This window comes from Clostridium estertheticum, assembly GCF_026650985.1.
GTDB lineage: Bacteria > Bacillota > Clostridia > Clostridiales > Clostridiaceae > Clostridium_AD > Clostridium_AD estertheticum_C.
The window spans coordinates 2,964,569-2,987,954 of record NZ_CP086239.1 but is presented as its reverse complement, the minus strand read 5'-3'; the positions used below and the strand labels follow the sequence as shown (position 1 = coordinate 2,987,954).

The following is a 23,386-nucleotide window of genomic DNA, read 5'->3' as shown; positions in this document are numbered from 1 at the left end:
TATGAATAATAGGTTTGGTATATATACATATAGAGATATTGATATATTTGAGAGGGCCAAAAATATATTAAAACAAGATATTTTATCTATTGCTACGAAAACACTTAAAAATAAATTAATAGAATTAATTAATGAGAAATCTCAAAAATCTTCAAATTTAAAAGTTTATATGGAAACTTTTGAATATCAGATAAATAATGATTATAAAACTATAAGTGAGGATATTCCTGAAAGGGTAAAAGAATATATCAATTTAAATGTGTTTTCTCCTCTAAATAGAAATAATGAATTTTGGAATTATGTTATTGCAAGATGGAGTCATGGATCTGGATATACAATAGATGTGTTAGATAAGTATAAACATATTTTGAATGAGTCGGATATTAAAGAATTTATTCTTAACGAGATGACCATTAATTGGAATATATTCAAAAGTAACGTTTTGGAGTTGTTTTCATAACTGCTGATATTTAACCGATTAATATTAATTAATACAGTAACCCATACAGCAACCTAAAAATAACATAACATAAATAAATGTAACTAGATATAAAGAAACTTTTAAGCAAAACTGAGATGAAGACAGGGTTTAATATTATAAAATTATGGGGAGAATATATGGAAGTCGATTTTGATTACGCATTTAGAAAAATACAAGATGAAATGAGTATTGAAGAAATTATGAAATTAGATCCAAAAAATATTTTACATAGAGCTATAGTAGCAAGTGCTAGGAATGTTTATATTCACGAAGGCTATCAAAAGAAATACGATTTCTATAAAAAACATTTCAATTTAGCATCTGATGTTAAAACTAACTATATAAATTATCAATTGAAAATCTCCGACATATAAAATACTATTATGTTAATTCAATATACTATTTTTCAAAATTCTTAAAGGATACAGAGAATGATGAGTATAAGAAGTGGTACACTTTGGGGTATGATGCTTCAAGGTTTTATTATTTTAAGTACATGAGCTATTTATTCCGATATCTTAATATAAGTGGTAGCGGTGAATATGTAGAAGAAAAGACCGACATTCTTAATAATAATGCAAGGGTAAAATTAGAAATTGTATCGTAATATGTAGTTAATGTCACAGTAAATGGTTCTGCAAAAAGTTCTGTTAAAATAGTGTGCCATTATAAATCTACAAATGCTGCAAATAAAGCAACCATGGTCTCAAATGGTAATGCAGTAATACCTGTTAAGATAAGTAGAGCTACTAAGGAATTTGCAGTAATTACTAATGTATCAGTAAATTATAAAGGAAATGTATATACTACAAAAACGTCATTTAAACCCAGACAAGTAGCTTGCTAAAGCATTGTTATGATATACTGTACATAGATAATTAAAAGAAGGATGGTGAAGCAAAGTTGAATAAAGATAAAGAGACAGATATAGTTATATATGGGGATGCAAATGTTCAGCAATATAAAACAGATGTGGGATTTAAAACCTTAGTGCAAGGAGTATCAGAAAATTTATATGTGATACCAGACTTTCAAAGAGTTTACAAGTGGACAGAGCATCAAGTTGAAGATTTAGCTATTTCACTTATTAAAGGAATGCCTATTCCACCTATTTATGCTTATAGAAATAAGCAAAATCAATTAGAAATATTAGATGGTCAGCAACGTGTTTTAAGCATGTTTTTCTATTATATAGGAAAGTATACAAAGAAAAAACGTAACAATTATATTAATTTACAAAGTATTACTCATGCAAATAAACCTTTTCAAGAACAATTAGAGGATAATTATGAATTAAAAGATAAAAATTATGAAATGAAATATTATGATTTAATTGAGGGCAAAGAAGTAGAAAAAACAATAGATATTACTTATAGTAGATTATCTGAGAAAATAAGAAGAAAGTTGGATTATACCTCAATAACTGTTATAGAGATTAATATTGATGATGACAGATTAAGAGAACGTTATTTATATAAAATTTTTGCCAACCTAAACGCAGGAGGAACTCCTTTGACAAATCAAGAGTTAAGGAATGGTATTTATAGATGCAAGTTCTATGAAATGCTTTTTCAGTTTAATGTAGAAAATGACAAATGGAACGAGTTATTTGGAAATGTCAAAAATTATAGCAGGAATATTGAGTATCTATTAAGATTTTGTGCTTTCAAATATTTCATAAAATTTGAAGATGGTGAATTTAAGATAGAGAATTATAAGAATATGAATAATCTACTAAATGACTTTTCACAAGTTGCACTTATTTTTAATGATAAAACTATTGCTGAATATAGAAGTAGTATTGAAAAGTTTATGAGTTTATTAAATGGAAGAGTATCAACGCAAATAACATTCTTAGAAGGTTTGTTTACAGTCATAGATAAGAAGCATTTATGCGTAGATATTACTCCACAGTTATGCGAGAACATATTAAACATTAATGATTATAAGAATACTATTAGACAGGGAAATGCAACAAAGACAGCTATAGAAACAAAGTTAAAGGTGGTATATAATGCAATACTCAAATATACTAAATAAGGTAAGTGGGCTTATACAAAAAAATGAAGATAGGAATTGGATTATTTTGGGCGATAATTCCAGCGGAAAGTCAGAGCTGCTTAGAAACATTGTTAGTAAGATGAAACTAAATGCTTACTATATAGATTCAGTCAATCGTTATTTTAATATAAGCAGCACAAACTTATCTAAAGATGGAGTAGACTGTAGTGTGTCAAGTACAGAGATAGTAAATACAAGAGTACAGAATGGGTTTTATAATTTAACAGATAGTTTTGGTGAAAACGAGCATATAGAACGCTTGTATCCTATATATCAAGAAAGACTAAAAAGTTTATTAAAAGATTTTCTTAATATAGATTTTAGTATTGAGAGAGAAAAACTACAAGAGGGTTTTGGAGATGGTGAAGTTAAAGTCGAAATAGATGGTCAAGAAGTAGAACTATCAAGTGGATATCAAGCGATTATTCGTATGTTTACAGAACTTATTTTTTATGATGAACATCTTATGGGTAGAGGTTTAATTGTTATTGATGAAATAGATGAGTTTTTATCACCTAAATATTCTGCAAGAATCTTAAATTTTATAATTAAACAATTCTCAGGACACTATTTTATAGTAAGCACACATTCTAGTGATTTAGTAGCTAATAGTAATGATTGTAACATTGTTACATTGGAGAAAGATAATTTTAGTATATTAGACAGTAATGACTTTATAACCTTAACAGATGTGAATACATTATTTAACAAATTATTTAGGAATATACAACAAGATAAAAATAATTTAATAGATAGCCAGTTGCAAAGACTATTAGACCTAAAGATTATAGATAGTTGGACACAAATAGAAGATGATGAACTGCAGAAAATAAATTATAGTAAATTAACATCAGTACAAAAATTGATTTATAAACAAATCAAGGGGTGGTAATTAATATGAGTAGCCTTACAATACTTGACATACCATCATTTGTTCCAAACTATGATAGAAATATGAGTTATGGGTATAAAGGTTTAAATGGCGCTAATTTATTAGATTTACTATATAGTACTACTGGTGGTTACTGTATGTATTGTTATAGTAGGATAGAAATTGATTCAAAAAGATTTGGACATTTAGAACATTCCATTGAGAAGAGACATTCTTCTATAAGATTATTGGAGTGTGTTCCTAATATAGGATTAGCTTGCCCTAAATGTAATCTATCATTTAAAAAAGTGGGAGACAAAGTAGAATTATTTACAAAAAAACAAATTGAAAGTTATGAGCAGGTTGTGTGTACTCAAGAAAAATGTACGAAAGAATGTTCATCGTATAAAAGGATTAAGAGAATATATTTAAAAAAAAGAAAGATTATTTTACAACCTATGGGAGTTATTACAAGAAAACATATATATAGAATTCAATATAATTTACTTAAATTATCATTTGAACCTAGTATAGCAGTACCTTATATAGATGAGGAAAAAGAATTTATTAATCAACATATTGCAAAATTTAATTTAAATGATTCAAAGTATCGAACTAGAGAACTACTAAAATTTTGTGAAGATATGATAAATGGAGATAGATACCTAAGAAATGGAAAATATAATAATTATATTGTAGATTTATTTATGGATAAACTTAAAAATTTGGATGAGAAAGCAAGAGTAAAATTATGTGGATATATTTATATGATAGGAAAGAGTAAAAGAATTATATAATACCTTGTTAATTTTAAATTATGTTGCAGGTAAAGTGAAAAAATAGTTGGAATATAATATAAAATAGAAAATTGTTTTTAGTAACTTATAATCTATTATTGGTGAATCTTAAAGGCCACGTTTCGCTTCTATCAATAAATATAATCATAATAATTATGAGAAGTTGAAGTTATTAAGGAAACTTAAAAGATATGAGTATACTTGTCGTAACCTCATATTGATACTAGTGTTGAAATAATGTGGATAAAAACAATAGAAATATTTAAGGTGAAATAATATTAAAATAAGCATAATTGTAGTACTGTGAATATAAAATTAGAACAAGGTGAGAGAATACAAGTATTATTTTTATAGAAAGATTAAGAAAAAATAATATTTTAAATATATATGAGATGCATTGAGTATTGATAACAAACTGTATGTTTTTATATGATACCTAATGATATTAGATATAAAGAAAGGTAGCCAAAGCCATTGAAAATGCAAGGCTATATTGCATTCAATGGTACTAGCTATCATTACATGGAAAGTACATAGCCTAACTCGAAAACAGACGAGCAGGTATAAAGATTAAATACTAATCTTATTATAAAAATTTATGAGATAATATAATCAAAAAGATCTTCTCTTATAGGTGTATACAACTGATACCTAATTTCAACAGCAGTCTTATTAGTGTTTCCCATAATGATTGGAGTAGGTGTACCTACAGTATTAATTTTTCCAAGATAATAAAACTCTTTTGATAATTTATCATCCTTGTTTTTTCTTACAAATAAACTCATTTCAACACCATCTTTTTCAGCATTATATGCTTGTACAACATCTGCAGATTTTTCTGTTCTACCTGATTTAGATATTGCAATTAATTGTGATGCGGACTCAAATCTATCCTCATAGTTTATAGAAGCATTAATATCTTGAGATTTGTTATAATTAATAAATACGGGATAAGTTTTGGTTTTCTTATCAAATCTGTAACCGCCAATATTAAGAGCTACTTCACCTTTTTCCCATTCTAATAATTTACACACGTCTTCGTATGTATATTTTTGATACAATTGAAAATTTGTATCCATGTAATTGGTACTATAAAATCTTTTATGTCTATCTATACCAAACTCTATAAGTTCTAGAATCATATTTTTAAATTCTTCATTTTTCAGATTTTCAATGAAAACCTCTGAGGTTTTATACTCTAAACCATCTTTTTCTAAAAAAACACAATCTTTATATGTTGATTTAGCAGATCCACTTGCAAATTGATTTGTAAGCACATTTACGATTGAGGTTTCTGTACTATCCTTGAAATCTATATTATATTGTTCTTTTAAAATATGTCTTAGCCTATATATTAAATCAAACTTATAATTTATGGTACATCTAATCATCTCTAACTCATGGATTCGTTTTCCAGAAGCAAGTTTTTTAGAAATAAATTCTATAAAAGATTCTTGGACAGTATCAAGCTGCACCGTATATTCTTTTTCATACTTTGTTAAAAACTTATGATATGAGCCTAAGCTGTTATTATCAAAAATCCTTATAGGATCAATGGAGTCATGTAAATCAAAATCATTTAAGCTAGGAATTTTACCTAGTTTTTGTTTTAAATTTTTGTAACTCTCCTTAATAATTTTAATATCATTAAAATTGGCTTTATCAATAGATTCAAAAATACGTTTCTTAGAAATTTCATCAAAATTAACAGTAGAGCAACCAGGAATTATTCTATTTCCTTCCATAACATATTTCCTAATAGTATCTTTATTATAGGTTCGATCTCCTGAAAGTGCTATGGGAATGAAGAAGTTACTATCATAGTTTCCTACAAAGTCTATGATGACAACAAATTCTTTATAATTATGTTTTCTAAGACCACGTCCTAATTGTTGTATGAAAATTATAGCTGATTTAGTAGCCCTTAGCATAACAACTTGATTAACTGAGGGTATGTCTATTCCTTCATTAAAAATATCAACTGTAAAAATATAATCCAAACAATTAGTGAATTCATCTTGTTCTAAGCGCTCAATAGCTGTTTCACGTTCTAGTTGAGTATTATCTCCTGTTAATGCTAATGTTTTTAAGCCACATTTATTAAACTTAATCGATAATTCTTTAGCTTCTTTTTTATCACTACAAAATATTAGTCCTTTTACTCGATCACCACAATAACCATAAAAGTTAAGTTTATTGATAATATGATTAACCCTTTGGTCATCTACTAAATATTTAAAATCTGTAGTATCATCTAATCCATTACCATCTATAGATATATCAGTAATGCCAAAATAATGGAATGGACATAGTAAATCTTCTTCTAAAGCTTGTTGCAGACGAATTTCATAAGCCACATTATGATCAAACATTTTAAAAATATCAAAATCATCAGATCTTTCTGGAGTGGCTGTCATCCCTAGTAAAAATTTTGGCTCAAAATAATCCACAATTTTTTGATAACTAATGGCACCAGCTTTATGAACTTCATCTATAACAATATAATCAAATTCATTCTTAGGAAAACTTAATAATACTTCGTCTTTCGATAAAGTCTGTACAGTTGAAAATATAAAATCTTTATTAATATCTTTTGAGTTACCTGAAAGAATACCCATACTTTTAGTATCCCCAAAAACATTTTTAAAGCTATTTAAGGCTTGTTTTGCAATTTGTTCTCTATGTATAATAAATAACGCCCGTGTCGGATTGAAATTTCTAATATCAAAAGCTGATAAATAAGTTTTGCCTGTACCAGTAGCTGAAATTAATAAAGCTTTTTTAGCTCCGTTATCTCGTGATGCGTCTAAAGCTTGAATTGCAGATACCTGCATTTTATTGGGCTTTAGTGTGTATTGAGAAAGTCTAGGAACTTTGCTTTTTCGAGCAAACTCTCTTTGTTTTAAATATATCTTTTCATAAGCTTCGATCCACTCTAAAGTTAAATTATCAGCTTCATTCCACATAGATCTAAACTCGGTTATTACTTCATTTGTTAATGACCCTTCCTCTAAAGAAGATAGTTTTATATTCCATTCTTTATTTTTAGTTAATGCTGCTTGAGTCAAATTAGAACTACCAATAATAAGCTTATAATGATCACTATGTTTAAAAATATATCCTTTAGTATGAAAGTTATTTTTAGAATATAGTTTAATATGAATATTAGAAAACTCTAAAAGTTTCTTTAACGCCTTGGGTTCACTAAAATTCAGATAATCTGTGGTTAATATCTCACCATTGATTCCATTGGCCTCTAAGTATTTAAAGGTCTCAAGTAGTGGGGTAATACCGCTACTTGTAATAAACGCAACAGATATCATAAATTCGTTGCAGTTCATAAGTTCTACAACAATATCACTTAATACTTTACTGCCTTTACTATAATCATTTAAAATAAGTTTGGGTCTCAATGCTAAATTGGAATTTACTAAGCCGTTTATTAATCCTGTTTCACTTGCGGTTAAAATATCCTGGGCAATATTAATTTGATCATGATTGCCTTCATCAATTGGTTTAAAGTCTATAATAGATTTTAAATCTTTATTTTGCTCTATCTTAGTTAAAGTTTTCAACCGTGCATTACACTTCCTTCAAAAGCTGATTTAACGCATTCACATCTGCTGGAGCCCAGTTTAGTGAAAGTAAATTTTCTCTATGTAACCATATCAATTTTGAATGCTCATTTGCAGTAGGAGTCCCAGATGTCATGCGGCACTTAATAGTAATTAAATTTACTATAAATTTATCATATTCAAAAGTATTATCATTAAATATATCTATAAATTCAACATCGCAATGGAGTTCTTCTTTTATTTCTCTTTCTATAGCTTCTTTTAAAGTTTCACCACTTTCTACTTTACCACCAGGAAACTCCCACATGTTTGGAAGGGACATTATTGGCGAGCGAAGGGCACATAAGATTTCATTATTTTCATTTTCAATAATAGCTGCTACAACTTTTATTAGCTTTTTCATATAAAACACCTCTAATTAATTTTAGCATAAAATGGGTTAGTGTAAAAGCCAGGGGGTATATTTAATTACAGGTATTAAATATAAAAATAATAATCGAGTAGACAAGTGAATGTTTGGCCATAATTATAAATAAAGCTAAGGTTATGGAGGAATTTATTTTGAATACTTTTGGAGAAAGATTTAAGAGCATAAGATTGTCTAAGAAATTAACTCAGCAGCAAATCGTTAATGAATTTAATAGGCGATATGGATATGCATTCACGAAAACAACTATTAGCCAATACGAGAATAATAAAAGAGTACCAGAGATGAATGCTATTAGGAATTTTGTAGAATACTTTAATGTTTCATTGGATTACTTGTTGTGTAATGATATCCATGTTGTTAAGGAGTTAGGTCAAAAATATAATATGCTTAATGATTCTGAATTTATTGAACTAGAAAAAATAGCAACCTTAATAAAGAATTTAGCAGAAGACGGAAAAATCCTTCTTAATAATATAGAAATAAATGCTAGGCAAAGGCATACATTAATAAATGGTATTGATATTATTTATGGTTTAGTAAAAAGAGAAACAGAGAAGGAATGATAAAATAGTACACACCTAATTTGTGGACAAGTATACTATTTTATCATAATATTGTGGAGAAAATGACCTTAAATATTAGAGTTAGTATCTATGAGATTTTCTAAATGTATTATTAAATTTTCATAAGCCCCAAAATTATTGCAGACCCAGTGGTAGCTAGGAAGGGCATTCTTAGCGCCAAACTCACTAATTACTGGCATGCGATTGTATAATGTTTTAAATTCTATTATTGAATCTAGTCTTGAGTTAACTCTGAGGTCGATAGATGAATTTTTTAAGTGAGTATAATCAAGTCCAATTGCGGTAACACAATTTTCAATACTACCCCAATATTTATAATAAACCTTTTGAGTAAAAGTAGTATTAGGGGGACGTAGTTCTCTCCATTTAGGCAACCTTCCAAGCTTATTAATAAGATTCATTAAATCATCCTTAGCTATTTTTTCATCAAAGGGTAAATTAGCAAAAGTATTTATAGTTAATTCGGATGCAATTAATGCATTATTAAAGGTTCCAAACGAATGTGTTATAGCTGATGAGGAGGGGTAATCTGGGTTGCCTAAAAAGTCTCTAGTAAAGGGAGCTCTACCATTTTTAAGATAAAATTCCTTTAGCTTTTTAATTATATAGTCTTTTTTATGCTCCTTATATGTGTCATTAAAGTCTTTATATACTAGATGAAGGTTCTTGATATCATAACATAATTTATGATAACCTAGTTCCGATAACTTCAAAATAATTTCATCAGCAAAAACATATTTCAGATTCGGTAAGTTTAAACCGGGCCTGTTATTTTTGTTTAAGCACCAATATTCTACTGATGCACCTTTATCGGTAGCTTTTTTATACTGTTTTACCTTATGTTTGCATGCGTAATTAGAAGTGGCCGCGTCAATTACTTTATGCTTAAGTGGAATATAAATATCTGGTTTAAAATTTAAACCAAATCCGCAATATTGAAAGAGACAGTCGCCTTCCAGAATTGACGCTGATATCTCAACAAGATACTGCCATGCAGACCAGAAGTCTCTATAATCAAGAGGAGATACACCTGCCAAGCTCAAGATATCATTCCAACTAGACACTAAAGTATCTGGTTTATAATAAACAAAGTGCCTATAATATGTTTTGAAATGGGGATATTTATCATTATTATCAAAGTCACAGGTTGTTGGTGCGCGTTTAAATTCATTAAAGAAATCCTTTATAATTTGTAGTAATTCCTCATCACTTACAGTTGAATATTTCTTGGATTTATAAGGGAGCATCACTCTGCCTTCTTTAGAGGCTTTTCTTTCTTTATTTCTTCTATTCAAATATTTATTACATTCTTTACAGTATTTTTGATGCCCATCCTTAGAAGATTTATTTAAATTAAACTGTGGTAGTTCCTTGGTTTCTTTGCAGTGTCTACATTGTTTATAATCCATAGTAACCTCAGTCCTTTTTTATTAATACTTTAAGGTTAGTATTTGCAGTTTGTTGTTTAGTATACGTAAATATGGTACTTATAAATATAAGTTTACTTTTAGGTTAACATAATAAATATGATACCTTTGGAGCCTAGGTTATGTTTCCGTATGGAGATGAAGAATATGAAAATGTTAAAAATACATTAGAAAAAGCACGCTCTAAAGCTTATGCATCTATAAACTTTTATATGGTTAAAGCTTATTGGGAGATAGGAAAAACAATATACTTAGCTCAAGAGGAAAATGAAAGAGCTGAGTATGGTAAAGAGTTAATAAGTGAATTATCAAAAGAGCTTACAAACGATTATGGTAGAGGTTTCGATAAAAGCAATTTATCAAGAATGAGAAAATTTTATGCGTTGTTCAATAATGTTGACGCACTGCGTCAAGAATTGAGTTGGACTCACTATAGAATGATAATTAAACTTAATGATGAAATAAGAAGAAAATTCTATATAGATGAATGTATTAAAAGTAATTGGAGCACAAGACAATTTAGAAAGACAAATAAATTCATTCTATTATGAACGGCTTATATCTACACAAGAGAGTAATAAAGAAGAAGTCCGAAATGAAATAAAAGGCTTAGAGCCTTCAAAAAATATAAATGATGTGATCAAAGATCCATATATATTAGAATTTTTAAATTTGAAAGAAAACAAAAGATTTTTAGAAAGAGATTTAGAGCAAGGATTGATAGAAAATTTGCAAGAATTTTTATTAGAACTTGGAAAGGGGTTTTCTTTCGTAGGAAGACAAAGAAGAATAACTGCCGATGGAGAACACTTTTATGTGGATTTGGTTTTCTACAATTATTTGCTTAAATGCTTTGTACTAATAGATTTAAAACTAGGCAGATTAACTCATCAGGATATAGGACAAATGGATTTCTATGTTAGATACTATGAAAAGAAAGTAAAGGGAGAAGATGATAATCCAACAATAGGAATTATACTATGCTCTGAAAAGAATGAAACCATAGTAAAATATTCAATTTTAGAAGAAAGCAAACAAATATTTGCTTCAAGGTATATGCTTTATATGCCTACTGAAGAAGAATTAAAGCAAGAGATAAATAAGGAGAGAGAAATACTTGAACTTGAGGAAAGGGAAAAGTGAGGGAGTATATTATTGGGGATGTGAAGGTAGAAATAGTAGATGGGAGTGGGATAAGGGTGAATGGTGTTGAAGTAAATATAAAAGGAATAGAAGATAGTATTTTAAATAATATGGTAAATCAATTTTAGAATATTTTCCAACAGGTAAATATTTAATTATGTGATGGTTATATAAATGTAAATTTACAAGCAAGGTTGCTAGGTATTTAGAGGAGATGAACATAGTGAGGAATGATATTAAAAACTGGGTATTTTCTTGCGATATGATGAGCTATAATGTAATATCAGCTTTTAAAGAGTTAAATGAAGTAGACTGGGGAACAGATAAAAATGTGATGAAAGGTGATTATGTATATATTTATTTAGTGGCACCTATTAAAAAAATTATTTTAAAGACGAAAGTAGTTATAGACAATATAGGTGAAAATGAATCCTAGTATTAGTATGTTGAAAATTAAAACTGTTCTTAAAACATAAACTAAATATAACAATAAGCATCGAGTAGATAAGTGAATGTAAGAGTATTGATGTTATTTGTGGACAAGTATGCTATTTTATCATAATATTGTTGATAAAATGAGTTTGAATATTAGAGTTAGTATCTATGAGTTTTCTAAATGCATTTATCACTCGATAAGGTCATTTATGTTTAACTATTTAGGTTGAATATTATTTAAGAAGTATAGAAGCTAGAGAATTAGATGAGGATAATAACATTAGGATATTTTCAATAATAGTGTTGAAAACTTGACATTTTTTTTAAGGAAAGCCAAATTGCTTTCCTTAGTTCACATTAATGCCTTTATAAACAAAATCATTATGTATATGCCTAATCCTGCAACCGCTATTAAGAATAATAACCCAATTCTATTTTTCTAACTTAGAGGGTAAACAAGTTTATGTGAAAATGCTCTATATAATCAAAATGCATTAAAGGCTTTTATATTAACAGATACTAGTCTTACAACAGAAGAAATTCTTCATCAATATACCCAACGTTGGACGATTGAAGTTTTTATAACACCTTATGATAATAATCATAATAAAAAAGCGTGTAAAATAATATTATTTAATCATTTTTAAGAAATCTTTTTTTAAAAAATTCTCAATATCATCTGAGGCACAATGAAAATAATCAGGATATTCTTCAATTAATGCTTTCTCTTCTTTATTTTGCTGAGTAATGTGTAATTCTATTAATATTTTAAGATCTTCAACATTTTCATCCAGTATCAATTTTAAGAACCGCTCGTGCTGGTCAATTACATAGTTTACTACTAATGCATCTGACAAAGCCATAAATCGAACTCGCCGATAATGACCAGACATATTATCTAATGCTTCCCAGCATAGCATTTTATTAGATACTCTAAAGAAGACTTCGTGAAATTGATCATCATATTCTAAAAATGATTCCATGTCTTTTTTAGAAATACATTCCTTCTGCTTTTCCAAATTGTCCTTTAGCTCAGCCAAATCTGAATCTGAGTGGCATTTTAAAAAAAATAATAATACCTTTTCTTCCACGCACAGTCGTAAAAACCGTTCTTCCTCAACTCTGTTTAAATCTATTTTTGAAATAATAGTCCCTTTTTTTGGTATCGTTGTAATGAGCCCTTCCTTTTGTAATTTAATAAGTGAATCTCGTACTGGAGAACGACTAACCCCCAACTGTTCTGCAATTTCTTTTGTATTAATAGATTCACCAGGTTTTAAATTTAAATACATGATATTCTTTCGTAAACTATAATAAACGCTGTCGCCAATTGTAACAGCCCGTTTTTCTTCATAAGACATAAGTTACCTCCAAAGTATTTGTTATATGCTAATCTAATATTATACCACATAATATTAGATTATTTCTAATATGCAAATATATATTCTGAAGTTTACTAGGGCATTTATTGATAAAGATTTATCAAAATGTTATTAAAAGTTTTATTGACATAAATATATAACCATGGTAACATACTAATATGCTAACATGTTAGTAAATGAAATAAGAATTTAGTTTTTGATAAATTAAATTAGTTATTTTTTTTGACCAAAATGTAATGGTTTACTTGTATGTAATATCTCTTAAAAAAATATAAATATTAGGGGGATCAATATGAATCTAGAAGTACAAAGTCAAATTGACACTAAAATGGAAAGAAGAAAAAATTTAATTTTGTTGTTATTATTTCTAGCAGGTGTAGTGAATTATCTGGATCGTTCTGCGCTTTCTATATCGGCACCGTTCATTCAAAAAGATTTAGCTTTATCATCAATAGAAATGGGTGCCATTTTCAGTTGCTTTTCTATAGGATATGCATTATTTAACATAATCGGAGGAATTGCGTCTGATAAATATGGTGCAAAAAAAACATTATTAGTAGCCATGATTGTCTGGTCATCGTTTAGTGGATCTATTTTCTTTGCAGTAGGATTTCTTAGCTTGATAATTATAAGGATTTTATTTGGAATGGCTGAAGGTCCGTTATCAACTACAACTAACAAAATGATAAATACTTGGTTCCCACCAAATAAGAGAGCTAGTACAATGGGAATTGCTAGTAGTGGAACACCACTTGGCGGTGCAATTTCTGGACCTATTATTGGATTTATCTGTATTAAATATGGTTGGAGAATCTCCTTTATTATTATAATGTCTATTGGGTTTATTTGGGCTATTGCTTGGTGGAAAATCGCTAAGGAGAAAACAAATAATGAATATCAGGATGCGGAAAGTCAAGAAGAAGTTTCTAAAAATGTGGAAATTGAACAAGAAAAGCCTATTAATAAGATAAAAACGTCTTTTTACTTAAAACAGAAAACGATTATATTTACTGCTGTCGCATTTTTTTCATATAACTATATTTTGTTTTTCTTTTTAACTTGGTACCCAAGTTACTTAATTAAAGAGAGAGGATTATCTATAGCAACAATGAGTATTGTAAATATAGTTCCATGGACGCTAGGGTTTATAGGATTAGCATTTGGAGGAATTCTTTCTGATAAGTTAGTTAAAAAATTCAAAAATAGACATGTTCTATTTTCTAGAAAAATTATTGTAGTTAGTTGTCTGTTTATTGCCGCAGTTTCTATTATTTTAGCAGGAGTAGTGAAAAATACAGTAGGATCTATTTCAATGTTAGCAATTGCCGTATTTTTCATGTATTTGACAGGTGCTATATATTGGGGAATTGTAGACGATGTAGTGGATTCAAACAATGTAGGTTCAGTAGGTGGATTTATGCATGCAATTGGGAATTGTGCAGGTATTCTAGGACCGTTGGTAACTGGATTTATAGTGCAATACACAGGTGGGTTCACAACAGCATTTGTTTTAGCTGGAGTTATTGCTTTGATCGGTTCTTTAGGGGCATTGAGGTTCATAAAACCTATTTCGAAAGTGGATTATGAAAATGCTCCAAGAGTTGCTATAAAATAGAATCTTTAATATTTATTAAAATAAAATAATTTAGGAGATGTCAAAATGAAAGCAGTTATGATTAGAAAACCTTACGACTTACAAATTGTAGATATGGATGAACCTGTAATTACAGAGCATGATAATGTGCTAATTAAAATGAAAGCGGCTGGTATTTGCGGTTCGGATGTTGGTATTTATCATGGTCAAAATGCAGCAGCTACTTATCCAAGGGTTATTGGACATGAGATGGTTGGAGAAGTAATAGAGGTTGGTAATAATTGTACAAAAATTAAAGTTGGTAATAGGGTAATTATAGATCAAGTAGTTAACTGTGGTGAATGCTATGCTTGTAAACATGGGAGAGGTAACGTTTGTGCAAACTTAAAGGTAAGGGGAGTACATATTCATGGTGGTTATCGTGAATATATTGCAGTGCCAGAATCAGATGTATATATATTGCCGGATGATTTATCATATGAGGATGCGGTAATGATTGAACCAGCAACAATTGCAGTACAAAGCTGTTCTAGAGCTGAGCTTTGTAAAGAGGATACTTTACTCATCCTTGGATGTGGTGCTTTAGGAAGCAGTATATTAAAGATTGCAAGATTAAGTGGAGCTACGATTATAGTAGTGGATGTAGTAGATGAAAAAATCGAAAGGGCAAAGGAAAATGGTGCAACTTATGGAATAAATCTTTTAAAGGAAGATGTGGTGGCAAGGGCTAAAGAATTGACTGGAGGATATGGACCAACAGTTTCTATTGATGCAGCTTGTACAAAAGACTCTCTTGCTACATTGTTAGAATTAACAGGAAATGCAGGTAGAGTAATTACAATGGGATTTTCTATAGATCCAACAGTTGTTACACAATTTAAAATTACTTCAAAAGAATTGGATGTAAGAGGCTCTAGATTACAAAATAAAAAATTCCAAGAAGTTTTAAATTTAGTTGAGGAAGGAAATTTAGATTTGAAAAATAGTATTTCTCATACATTCAATTATCTAGATGCACAAAAGGCATTTGATTTCGTAGATAGCAAAGATCCTAGTATTAGAAAAATAGTATTAACTTTTGATAAGTAATTAAAATTTATAGAATTAAAAAAATATATAATTAGAGGAGAAAAAAATTATGGATATGACATTAAGATGGTTTGGAAAAAAATTTGATTCAGTAACTTTGGAACAAATTAGACAAATACCAGGAGTTACTGGAGTAATTACAACATTATATGATACAAAACCTGGAGAAGTATGGGAAACTGAAAAAATTCGTGAAATTAAAAAAGAAATTGAAGATGCAGGATTACAACTAAAAGGAATTGAAAGTGTAAATATCCATGATTCAATTAAAGTAGGAACACCTGATAGGGATAAATATATTGATAATTACATTAAAACTTTAGAGCGATTGGGACAAGAAAGCGTAGATTTGGTATGTTATAATTTCATGCCTGTATTTGATTGGACGCGTTCAGATCTTGCAAAATTAAGAGAGGATGGGTCTACAGTATTATCTTATGATCAAGAGTTAATTGATGCAATCGATCCAGAAAAAATGATGGATTCTATGGATAAAAAGTCTAATGGTTTTGTACTCCCAGGATGGGAACCAGAACGTATGGCAAAAATCAAAGAATTATTTAATTTATACAAAGATGTAGATGAAGAAAAATTATTTGCTAATTTAAAGTATTTTTTAGAAAAAATTATGCCAACTTGCGAGAAATATGGGATTAAGATGGCAATTCACCCTGATGATCCATCTTGGCCAGTGTTTGGTTTGCCAAGGATTATGACATCAAAAGAAAATTTATTAAAATTAGTAACTATGGTTGATAGTCCTTGTAATGGAGTTACTTTATGTACAGGCTCCCTTGGGTCCAATCCAGATAATGATATTCCAGATATTATACGTTCATTAAAGGGGAAAATCCATTTTGGTCATCTTAGAAATATTAGACATCTTGCACCAGGTAAGTTCGATGAAGCTGCACATTTGTCTTCTGATGGTTCTCTTGATATGTTTGAAATAATGAAAGCATTATATGATATTGGATTTGATGGAGTTATTAGACCTGATCATGGAAGGGCAATTTGGGGCGAAGTAGCTATGCCTGGATATGGGTTGTACGATAGGGCTTTAGGAGCTACGTATTTAAATGGTATTTGGGAAAGTATTAAAAAAATGTCTAAGTAAGTAAATTTAGGTGATATATAAGTTGAAATAAATAGGAGGAATAGTTTTATGAAATCAGTTTATTTGGAGAAACCAAATGTGATAAGAATTGAGGAAATTAAAGAACCTATTAGAAAAGAAAGTGAAGCATTAATAAAAATTAAATCAGTAGGTATCTGTGGCTCAGATGTAGGAGCATTCAGGGGGTCTAATCCTCTTGTTAGTTATCCAAGAATTATAGGACATGAATTAGCAGGCGAAGTATTGGAAATAGGCGAAAATAAAAGAGGTATAAAAGTTGGAGATAAAGTAATTATTGACCCATATATATATTGTGGCAAATGTTACCCATGTAGTATAGGAAGAACTAATTGCTGTGAAGATTTAAAGGTATTAGGAGTGCATATTGATGGTGGCATGGTTGAAATGTTTACGCATCCTTCGGAAATGTTATATAAGGTTCCAGATAATATACCCTGGGAACAAATTCCAGCAGCTGAGCCTTTAACTATAGCTTTACATGCTATTCATAGAACACATGTTAAAGCAGGAGAACATGTAGTTATCAATGGAGCAGGTGCCATTGGTGTTCTTAGTGCTTTATCAGTAATAGCCTATGATGCAATTCCAATATTAGTTGATATTGTTGATGAGAGATTACAATTTGCAAAAGGATTAGGAGTAAAGTATATTATTAATCCTAATAATGAGGATTCAATCAAGGCAATAAAAAAGATTACTAATGAAAGAATGGCAGAAGTAGTAATTGAGGCTTCAGGTGCTAATTCCGCTATAAGAAATACTATTGATTATGTATCATATGGAGGAAGAATTGCTCTTACAGGATGGCCTAAAAAAGAGACAAGTATTCCGACAGATATGTTAACAAAAAAGGAAATTGATTTTGAAGGATCAAGAAATAGTGCAAATGAATTTGAGGAGGCATTAAGATTAATGTCTAAAGGAACTGTTGATGTTAAATCGGTTATTAGTAAAGTAGTAACATTAGATCAGGTTCCAGAGGCAGTAAAAGAGCTTACAGAACATCCTGAAAGATATCTAAAAATTAATGCTATATTATAAGAATAAAGAAAATTCTTAAGTTAACAATATAGATTGTCTATGTAACGTTAGACATCTGTATTGTTAATTTCAATTAGTACTGGGTTTAAATATAATTGAAAACTATTTATAAGAGAGGATGTTTTTAAATATGAAACAAATAAACTTAGAGTTAAATAAATCAAGTATTAAAAAAGTAGAAGGATGGAAAAAAGCAGGAATAGAACTTCCAGAATTTGATTTTGATAATATGTCATCTTTAACTAGTGAGAATCCTACATGGGTACATTTTGGAGCAGGAAACATATTTCGTGGATTTATTGCAGTATTGCAACAAACATTATTAAATAGTGGCATTGCAGATACCGGGATTGTGGCAGTAGAGGGTTATGATTATGAAATTATAGACAAAATTTATATTCCTTATGATAATTTAAGTTTGCTCGTAACTATGAAGCCAGATGGTAGCTTAGATAAAAAAGTCATTGGAAGTATAGGTGAAAGTTTAGTATGTGATTATTCAAGGGAAGATGAATGGAAACGCCTACAAACAATATTTACAAAAGCATCTTTAAGCATGGTAAGTTTTACGATAACTGAAAAAGGTTATAGTATAAAAAATATTTCACAGGAAGATGTAGCTGATGGACTAAAACATCCGAGAAGCGTTATAGCTAAAGTTGCGTCATTAATGTACGGAAGGTATAAAACTTTAGAATTACCAATTGCACTTGTAAGCATGGATAATTGTTCGCACAATGGAGAAAAACTCTATAATGCAATAAATTCAATTGTAGAAAAATGGGCTAATGATGGGTTGGTTGAGAAAGGCTTTCTAAAGTATATCAATAATCCAGATAAAGTATCATTCCCATGGAGTATGATAGACAAAATCACACCAAGACCCTCAGATAGTGTTAAAAAAACATTGAATTTATCTGGGTTTGATAGTACCGATATAGTTATTACAAAAGGTAATACTTATATTGCACCTTTTGTTAACGCAGAAGGACCACAATATCTTGTATTAGAAGATAGTTTTCCAAATGGACGTATGCCACTTGAAAAGGCTGGAGTGTTTTTCACTGATAGAGAAACTGTGGAAAGGGTAGAAAAAATGAAGGTGTGTACTTGCTTAAATCCACTTCATACTGCACTTGCGATTTTCGGATGTTTACTTGGATTTAATCTCATTGCAGATGAAATGAAAGATCCTGCTTTAAAGAAGCTAGTGGAGAATATTGGCTATATTGAAGGGATGCCAGTAGTTGTTAATCCTAAAATATTTAATCCAGAAGATTTCATTAAAGAAGTAATTGAGGTAAGACTTCCTAATCCATATATACCAGATACTCCACAAAGAATAGTATCAGATACTTCTCAAAAAATTGGGATAAGATTTGGCGAAACAATTAAATCTTATATAGAAAGAGAGGACCTAGATCCTAAAAGTCTTAAATATATACCACTTGCTATTGCTGGCTGGTGTAGGTATTTAATGGCTAAAGATGATAATGGTAAGGAAATGGAATTAAGTCCTGATCCTTTACTAAATAAACTTAAAGCTTATGTTTCGGATATAAAGTTAAGTGAAACAGAAAACGTAGGTAATAAGTTAAAACCAATACTTTCTAATGAAGAAATATTTGGGTTGAATCTTTATACTATAGGTCTTGGAGAAAAAGTGGAAAATTATTTCAATGAAATGATTGCTGGTGTTGGAACAGTAAGGTTGACATTGAATAAATATGTAAATTGCAAGTAACTTTCAATTTATGTAGTATAAATCAGCATCCGTGCATACAACTATATCCTTTTCTAGAAAAGTGGTTTTAGTAGGCGGATTATAAGATATTTTTAACAACAAAAAGGGAATTCAATAAAATGAATTCCCTTTAAATATATATATACATATTTAATTTTAAATTAAGTAGAGTGTAGTAATTGGTATTTGTAAAAGGTTGATTTTAATTGATAATAAATATCGTTGAGGATGAGCTTATAAAGTGGCTATTTTAGATCAATACCCACTTGTTCACTACTATCTATATCTTTTTCCTTTTCATTTTTAATCCAGTCTGGAATAAGTTGCGAGGAAATATAGGCTATAATTGGAACGGTTAAAATCACAGCAAAACTACCAGTTAAGCCTTCGAGCACCACTATGTTCACCATATCCATATTAAACAATTGATTGTTAGTTAAATTGTAAGAGTAAATTACTATAAACATGCTAAGTGAAGTACCTGCAAACGCAAGAATAAGGGTATTTACCATGGTTCCCATCATATCTCTGCCTACATTCATACCAGATATGAATAGTTCTTTTTCAGTAAGTTTAGGGTTTAATGAATATATCTCTTGTACGGAAGAAGCAATAGATATACTAACATCCATTACAGCACCAAGGGAAGATATTAGAATTCCAGCTGTTAGTAACCATTGAACTTGCATGTTTGATTGTGTTGAAATCATATTTAATGATTCCACATCAGCCATATTAAATCCTGATAAATGAGCTAGATTGCAGATAAGAGTGGCAATGCTACCCGCAACGAAGACCCCAAGTATGGTACCTAAAATAGCTGATACCGTTTTTGCACTCCACCCATTTAGTAAAAATAATGTAACACAAGAAGATATAATTACCAGCAAAATAGAAGCCAAAATGGGTGAATATCCTCTGTATATTATTGGGAGAAACATATAAAAGATAAGAATAAAAGAAATTAAGATACCGATAGCAGATCTCACGCCTTTCTTTCCACCAATTAAGCACAATGCTACAAAGAATATTAAAATAAAAACATATTGAACAGGCGCTCTATAATAATTGTAGACGGTGACTGCGTACATATTTGGGTTTCCAGTATCAACATCCACAATAATCTTCATTCCTTGATTAACGTAGACATTGTGAGTATCTGATAAAAAGTTTGTAATTGTCTTAATGTCTCCTTTATGAACTCCTGTAAGAATCTTTATTTTTATTTGTTGAGTGCCAAGATAAATCTTAGTTGCATTTGGGTAACTTTTTAAAGATTCATTTTCCACAACCAATACCTTCGCTTTTTCATATTTAACATAGGAAGTAGAATTTTGATTATTATGGGTGAAGCGAGTACTGGAATTTAGAAAATACAGAAAAAGGGAAAATAACAATATACCTATAATTAAGGTGGTAAATTTAAATGCTCTTGAAGCTTTTAACATATCTCTCCTCCAGACAAATTTTTAAGATGTGATTCGCAAAATAATTTACTTTAATTATATATTAGTTATAAAATTAAATGGTAATGTCTTTGTAAAGCTTGTGTTAAGTTAAGTGAATCATATAAAAATCTCTAAATTTATTTTCTCAATTAATAATACAATGTATTTCAAACTTTACATATATTTAACATATACTTTACACAAATGGGAAAGAACAAATTTTCAATCGCTGATATAATTAAGCCATTAGGCGACGTTGGTTATTACAAGATAATATAATATAAGGAAGGTGTAAAAATATTAAAAGTATCTATGAAATGATTAGCGTACCAAAAATAAGTAATGAGGGGTAGATTTCATGAAAAAAGTTAAGAAAATAGGAGTGTTAAGTTCCCTAATTGCATTTATATTTGTATTTACATTGGCAACGAATGGAATATTTGGATCAAATAGCAAGACGACAATAGCTTTAGCTGCAGGTGTCGATACTACTATCACAGATATAGCATTAACTCCAGGTAGCGATCCAACGCAATTAAATTTTGCTTGGTATTCTGCGAATAGCACAACCTCTAGTTTAGTACAGGTTGCATTAAAGTCTGATATGAGTGGAAGCACATTCCCTATTGATAAGGCAGTAAACTTTAAGGGCACTAGTACTGCAGGAAATGAAGGCCATTTCTCTAACAAGGTAACTGCAACTGGATTTAAAGAATCTACAGCTTATGTATATCGCTTAGGTGATGGTACTAATTGGAGTACAGTTAATAATTACACTACTCATAGTACAAGCCAGTATAGCATATTAGTAGCTGGTGACCCACAGATTGGTGCAAGTGGTAGTGTAGCAAGCGATGGAGCAGGTTGGGTTGATACAATGAACAAAGCTTCATTAAAATTTCCTAATGCCAGCTTCTTACTATCAGTAGGAGATCAAGTTAATAATGGTAAAGAAGTTGCTGATGCTACTACAAAAAAAGAAATTAATGAATCAGAGTATACACAATATTTTAGGCCAACTCAGTTTACAAGTTTACCAATAGCCGTTATCGCAGGTAATCATGAAACTTACGGAGATGGACATTTGTCTCACTTTAATGTACCAAATATGTCAACAACATATGGTACAGTTGCAGGTTCTGGATCGGTTATAGGTACAACAGGTGGAGATTCTTACTTCACATATGGTAATACTTTATACTTGATGCTTAATAGTAATAACGTAAGTGAAGACGGTCATATGGCATTTATGAAAAGTGCTATTGCAGCAAATCCAAATGCAAAATGGAAGGTAGTTTCAATGCATCATTCTGTATATAGTTCTGCAGATCATGAAACAGATGCAGACATAATAACAAGAAGAACAATTCTTCCAGCAATGTTTGATAAGCTTGGAATTGATGTAGTTTTAGATGGTCACGATCATTGTTATACTAGAACAAATCAAATGTTAGGTGGAGTATCACAGAAAACTACAACAGATGCAAATGGAGCTGTTGTAAACCCTAAAGGAACACTTTATATGACATTTAACTCTGCCAGCGGAAGTAAATATTATGAGATGCAATCACCTAATCTTAATGGTACTTATGAAGCTGTTAAACAACAAATTCATGTTCCAACTATTTCACTAATGAGCGTAACAAATAACGCTTTAACAATTTCAACATATAGAACTGACACAATGGCACAGACAGATACTTACACAATAGCTAAAGCACCAACAACTAATTATGATGCAATGGCTAATGGTACTGTACTAATAGGAACAAAAGCATTTGCTTTAGATTATGCGAATGATCCATTAAATGCGCAGGAAATCAATAATGCAGTAGTAGGTGGTGGAGCAATTTATGTTAAAAATTTTTCAAGCAATTGGATAGACAATCTTACAGGATTAGCATCAATGCCAAAATAGTATTTATTTGTGCATACTAATTTAAATATGGACTGTATTGGAGACTACAATACAGTCCATATTTTTTAATTTGTAACCATATAAAATTTGAATGCTCATTAGCATAAAATGGGTTAGTGTAAAAGCGAGGGGGTATATTTAATTACAGGTATTAAATATAAAAACAATCATCAAGTAAAATGAATAATTATTTGTAAAATATATGATCTTATGGAATTGATATATAAA

The 23,386-nt window shown here is 29.7% G+C and carries 22 protein-coding genes; 17 read left to right on the top strand and 5 right to left on the bottom strand.

Translation table 11 applies throughout. The annotated features are described in order from the left end of the window. Position 1: 1 nt before the first annotated feature. The 6 genes from LL038_RS14245 (at position 2) to LL038_RS14220 (ending at position 4,210) form a co-directional block, all read left to right on the top strand. Entirely contained in the window at positions 2-460 is a 459-nt protein-coding gene (locus tag LL038_RS14245) for a hypothetical protein (RefSeq protein WP_216122059.1), read from the top strand. Positions 461-618: 158 nt separating this feature from the next. Next, the gene (locus LL038_RS14240; protein ID WP_216122057.1) at positions 619-855 is read left to right on the top strand and encodes a hypothetical protein; all 237 of its coding nucleotides are present in this window, start codon (positions 619-621) and stop codon (positions 853-855) included. 284 nt (positions 856-1,139) lie between these two features. Further along, positions 1,140-1,328 (top strand): hypothetical protein, encoded by a 189-nt coding sequence (locus LL038_RS14235; RefSeq protein WP_216122055.1) that lies wholly within the window; start codon positions 1,140-1,142, stop codon positions 1,326-1,328. Between the two features lie 56 nt (positions 1,329-1,384). Beyond that, positions 1,385-2,521: a DUF262 domain-containing protein gene (locus LL038_RS14230; RefSeq protein WP_216122053.1), complete on the top strand. Its 1,137-nt coding sequence runs from the start codon at positions 1,385-1,387 to the stop codon at positions 2,519-2,521. Next, positions 2,496-3,434 carry an AAA family ATPase gene (locus tag LL038_RS14225; protein WP_216122051.1) on the top strand — a complete coding sequence of 313 codons (939 nt, stop codon included), beginning with the start codon at positions 2,496-2,498 and terminating at the stop codon, positions 3,432-3,434. Before LL038_RS14230 ends, LL038_RS14225 begins: the two co-directional genes overlap by 26 nt. 5 nt (positions 3,435-3,439) lie before the next feature. Further along, positions 3,440-4,210 carry a hypothetical protein gene (locus LL038_RS14220; protein ID WP_216122049.1) on the top strand — a complete coding sequence of 257 codons (771 nt, stop codon included), beginning with the start codon at positions 3,440-3,442 and terminating at the stop codon, positions 4,208-4,210. 596 nt (positions 4,211-4,806) lie between these two features. Here LL038_RS14220 and LL038_RS14215 read toward each other — a convergent pair. Together LL038_RS14215 and LL038_RS14210 are read right to left on the bottom strand one after the other, a co-directional pair. Further along, the gene (locus tag LL038_RS14215; RefSeq protein WP_216122047.1) at positions 4,807-7,785 is read right to left on the bottom strand and encodes a DUF3427 domain-containing protein; all 2,979 of its coding nucleotides are present in this window, start codon (positions 7,783-7,785) and stop codon (positions 4,807-4,809) included. Between the two features lie 7 nt (positions 7,786-7,792). Further along, complete coding sequence (locus LL038_RS14210) at positions 7,793-8,188, bottom strand: (deoxy)nucleoside triphosphate pyrophosphohydrolase (protein ID WP_216122045.1); 396 nt, start codon at positions 8,186-8,188, stop codon at positions 7,793-7,795. A gap of 158 nt (positions 8,189-8,346) precedes the next feature. On the opposite strand from LL038_RS14210, the gene LL038_RS14205 reads away from it, so the two are divergent. Then, positions 8,347-8,778 carry a helix-turn-helix domain-containing protein gene (locus LL038_RS14205; protein WP_216122043.1) on the top strand — a complete coding sequence of 144 codons (432 nt, stop codon included), beginning with the start codon at positions 8,347-8,349 and terminating at the stop codon, positions 8,776-8,778. A gap of 68 nt (positions 8,779-8,846) precedes the next feature. On the opposite strand, the gene LL038_RS14200 is transcribed toward LL038_RS14205, so the two are convergent. After that, positions 8,847-10,208 (bottom strand): homing endonuclease associated repeat-containing protein, encoded by a 1,362-nt coding sequence (locus LL038_RS14200; protein ID WP_216122041.1) that lies wholly within the window; start codon positions 10,206-10,208, stop codon positions 8,847-8,849. A gap of 140 nt (positions 10,209-10,348) precedes the next feature. Between LL038_RS14200 and LL038_RS25585 the strand changes: the two genes are divergently transcribed. The 4 genes from LL038_RS25585 to LL038_RS14185 all read left to right on the top strand — a co-directional run bounded on the left by LL038_RS25585 (position 10,349) and on the right by LL038_RS14185 (position 11,805). Beyond that, a complete protein-coding gene (locus tag LL038_RS25585; protein ID WP_326493433.1) occupies positions 10,349-10,777 on the top strand; it encodes a DUF1016 N-terminal domain-containing protein in 429 nt (142 codons plus the stop codon). Beyond that, positions 10,710-11,369: a DUF1016 domain-containing protein gene (locus LL038_RS25580; RefSeq protein ID WP_326493432.1), complete on the top strand. Its 660-nt coding sequence runs from the start codon at positions 10,710-10,712 to the stop codon at positions 11,367-11,369. The genes LL038_RS25585 and LL038_RS25580 overlap by 68 nt, the downstream gene beginning before the upstream one ends. Then, entirely contained in the window at positions 11,366-11,497 is a 132-nt protein-coding gene (locus LL038_RS14190) for a hypothetical protein (RefSeq protein ID WP_268055872.1), read from the top strand. The genes LL038_RS25580 and LL038_RS14190 overlap by 4 nt, the downstream gene beginning before the upstream one ends. Positions 11,498-11,592: 95 nt before the next feature. Beyond that, positions 11,593-11,805 (top strand): hypothetical protein, encoded by a 213-nt coding sequence (locus LL038_RS14185; protein WP_216122039.1) that lies wholly within the window; start codon positions 11,593-11,595, stop codon positions 11,803-11,805. Between the two features lie 628 nt (positions 11,806-12,433). Here the strand turns inward: LL038_RS14185 and LL038_RS14180 are convergent. Then, positions 12,434-13,165 carry a GntR family transcriptional regulator gene (locus LL038_RS14180; RefSeq protein ID WP_216122036.1) on the bottom strand — a complete coding sequence of 244 codons (732 nt, stop codon included), beginning with the start codon at positions 13,163-13,165 and terminating at the stop codon, positions 12,434-12,436. Positions 13,166-13,478: 313 nt separating this feature from the next. Here LL038_RS14180 and LL038_RS14175 point away from each other — a divergent pair, with 313 nt between their 5' ends. The 5 genes from LL038_RS14175 to LL038_RS14155 all read left to right on the top strand — a co-directional run bounded on the left by LL038_RS14175 (position 13,479) and on the right by LL038_RS14155 (position 19,792). After that, entirely contained in the window at positions 13,479-14,801 is a 1,323-nt protein-coding gene (locus LL038_RS14175) for an MFS transporter (protein ID WP_216122034.1), read from the top strand. Between the two features lie 45 nt (positions 14,802-14,846). Continuing rightward, positions 14,847-15,869, top strand: a complete 1,023-nt coding sequence (locus LL038_RS14170; RefSeq protein WP_216122032.1) for a zinc-binding alcohol dehydrogenase family protein — start codon at positions 14,847-14,849, stop codon at positions 15,867-15,869. 49 nt (positions 15,870-15,918) lie between these two features. Next, the gene (uxuA, locus tag LL038_RS14165; protein ID WP_216122030.1) at positions 15,919-16,986 is read left to right on the top strand and encodes a mannonate dehydratase; all 1,068 of its coding nucleotides are present in this window, start codon (positions 15,919-15,921) and stop codon (positions 16,984-16,986) included. Between the two features lie 48 nt (positions 16,987-17,034). Continuing rightward, entirely contained in the window at positions 17,035-18,048 is a 1,014-nt protein-coding gene (locus LL038_RS14160) for a zinc-binding alcohol dehydrogenase family protein (protein ID WP_216122028.1), read from the top strand. 130 nt (positions 18,049-18,178) lie between these two features. Beyond that, positions 18,179-19,792 carry a mannitol dehydrogenase family protein gene (locus LL038_RS14155; protein WP_216122027.1) on the top strand — a complete coding sequence of 538 codons (1,614 nt, stop codon included), beginning with the start codon at positions 18,179-18,181 and terminating at the stop codon, positions 19,790-19,792. A gap of 245 nt (positions 19,793-20,037) precedes the next feature. On the opposite strand, the gene LL038_RS14150 is transcribed toward LL038_RS14155, so the two are convergent. Further along, positions 20,038-21,240, bottom strand: a complete 1,203-nt coding sequence (locus LL038_RS14150; RefSeq protein ID WP_216122025.1) for a YibE/F family protein — start codon at positions 21,238-21,240, stop codon at positions 20,038-20,040. A 358-nt stretch (positions 21,241-21,598) separates the two neighbouring features. On the opposite strand from LL038_RS14150, the gene LL038_RS14145 reads away from it, so the two are divergent. Next, on the top strand, positions 21,599-23,158 hold the full coding sequence (locus tag LL038_RS14145; RefSeq protein ID WP_216122023.1) for an FN3 domain-containing metallophosphoesterase family protein: 1,560 nt from the start codon (positions 21,599-21,601) through the stop codon (positions 23,156-23,158). Positions 23,159-23,386 lie beyond the last annotated feature (228 nt).

What these genes read in the sequence shown, in the direction of transcription:
- LL038_RS25585 (WP_326493433.1), top strand. Translation starts at nt 10,349, where the DNA reads ATGTTTCCGTATGGAGATGAAGAATATGAAAATGTTAAAAATACATTA.
- LL038_RS14145 (WP_216122023.1), top strand. Translation starts at nt 21,599, where the DNA reads ATGAAAAAAGTTAAGAAAATAGGAGTGTTAAGTTCCCTAATTGCATTT.
- LL038_RS14240 (WP_216122057.1), top strand. Translation starts at nt 619, where the DNA reads ATGGAAGTCGATTTTGATTACGCATTTAGAAAAATACAAGATGAAATG.
- LL038_RS14170 (WP_216122032.1), top strand. Translation starts at nt 14,847, where the DNA reads ATGAAAGCAGTTATGATTAGAAAACCTTACGACTTACAAATTGTAGAT.
- LL038_RS14245 (WP_216122059.1), top strand. Translation starts at nt 2, where the DNA reads ATGAATAATAGGTTTGGTATATATACATATAGAGATATTGATATATTT.
- LL038_RS14155 (WP_216122027.1), top strand. Translation starts at nt 18,179, where the DNA reads ATGAAACAAATAAACTTAGAGTTAAATAAATCAAGTATTAAAAAAGTA.
- LL038_RS14180 (WP_216122036.1), bottom strand. Translation starts at nt 13,165, where the DNA reads ATGTCTTATGAAGAAAAACGGGCTGTTACAATTGGCGACAGCGTTTAT.
- LL038_RS14150 (WP_216122025.1), bottom strand. Translation starts at nt 21,240, where the DNA reads ATGTTAAAAGCTTCAAGAGCATTTAAATTTACCACCTTAATTATAGGT.
- LL038_RS14200 (WP_216122041.1), bottom strand. Translation starts at nt 10,208, where the DNA reads ATGGATTATAAACAATGTAGACACTGCAAAGAAACCAAGGAACTACCA.
- LL038_RS14220 (WP_216122049.1), top strand. Translation starts at nt 3,440, where the DNA reads ATGAGTAGCCTTACAATACTTGACATACCATCATTTGTTCCAAACTAT.
- LL038_RS14175 (WP_216122034.1), top strand. Translation starts at nt 13,479, where the DNA reads ATGAATCTAGAAGTACAAAGTCAAATTGACACTAAAATGGAAAGAAGA.
- LL038_RS14210 (WP_216122045.1), bottom strand. Translation starts at nt 8,188, where the DNA reads ATGAAAAAGCTAATAAAAGTTGTAGCAGCTATTATTGAAAATGAAAAT.
- LL038_RS14160 (WP_216122028.1), top strand. Translation starts at nt 17,035, where the DNA reads ATGAAATCAGTTTATTTGGAGAAACCAAATGTGATAAGAATTGAGGAA.
- uxuA (WP_216122030.1), top strand. Translation starts at nt 15,919, where the DNA reads ATGGATATGACATTAAGATGGTTTGGAAAAAAATTTGATTCAGTAACT.
- LL038_RS14225 (WP_216122051.1), top strand. Translation starts at nt 2,496, where the DNA reads ATGCAATACTCAAATATACTAAATAAGGTAAGTGGGCTTATACAAAAA.
- LL038_RS25580 (WP_326493432.1), top strand. Translation starts at nt 10,710, where the DNA reads ATGAATGTATTAAAAGTAATTGGAGCACAAGACAATTTAGAAAGACAA.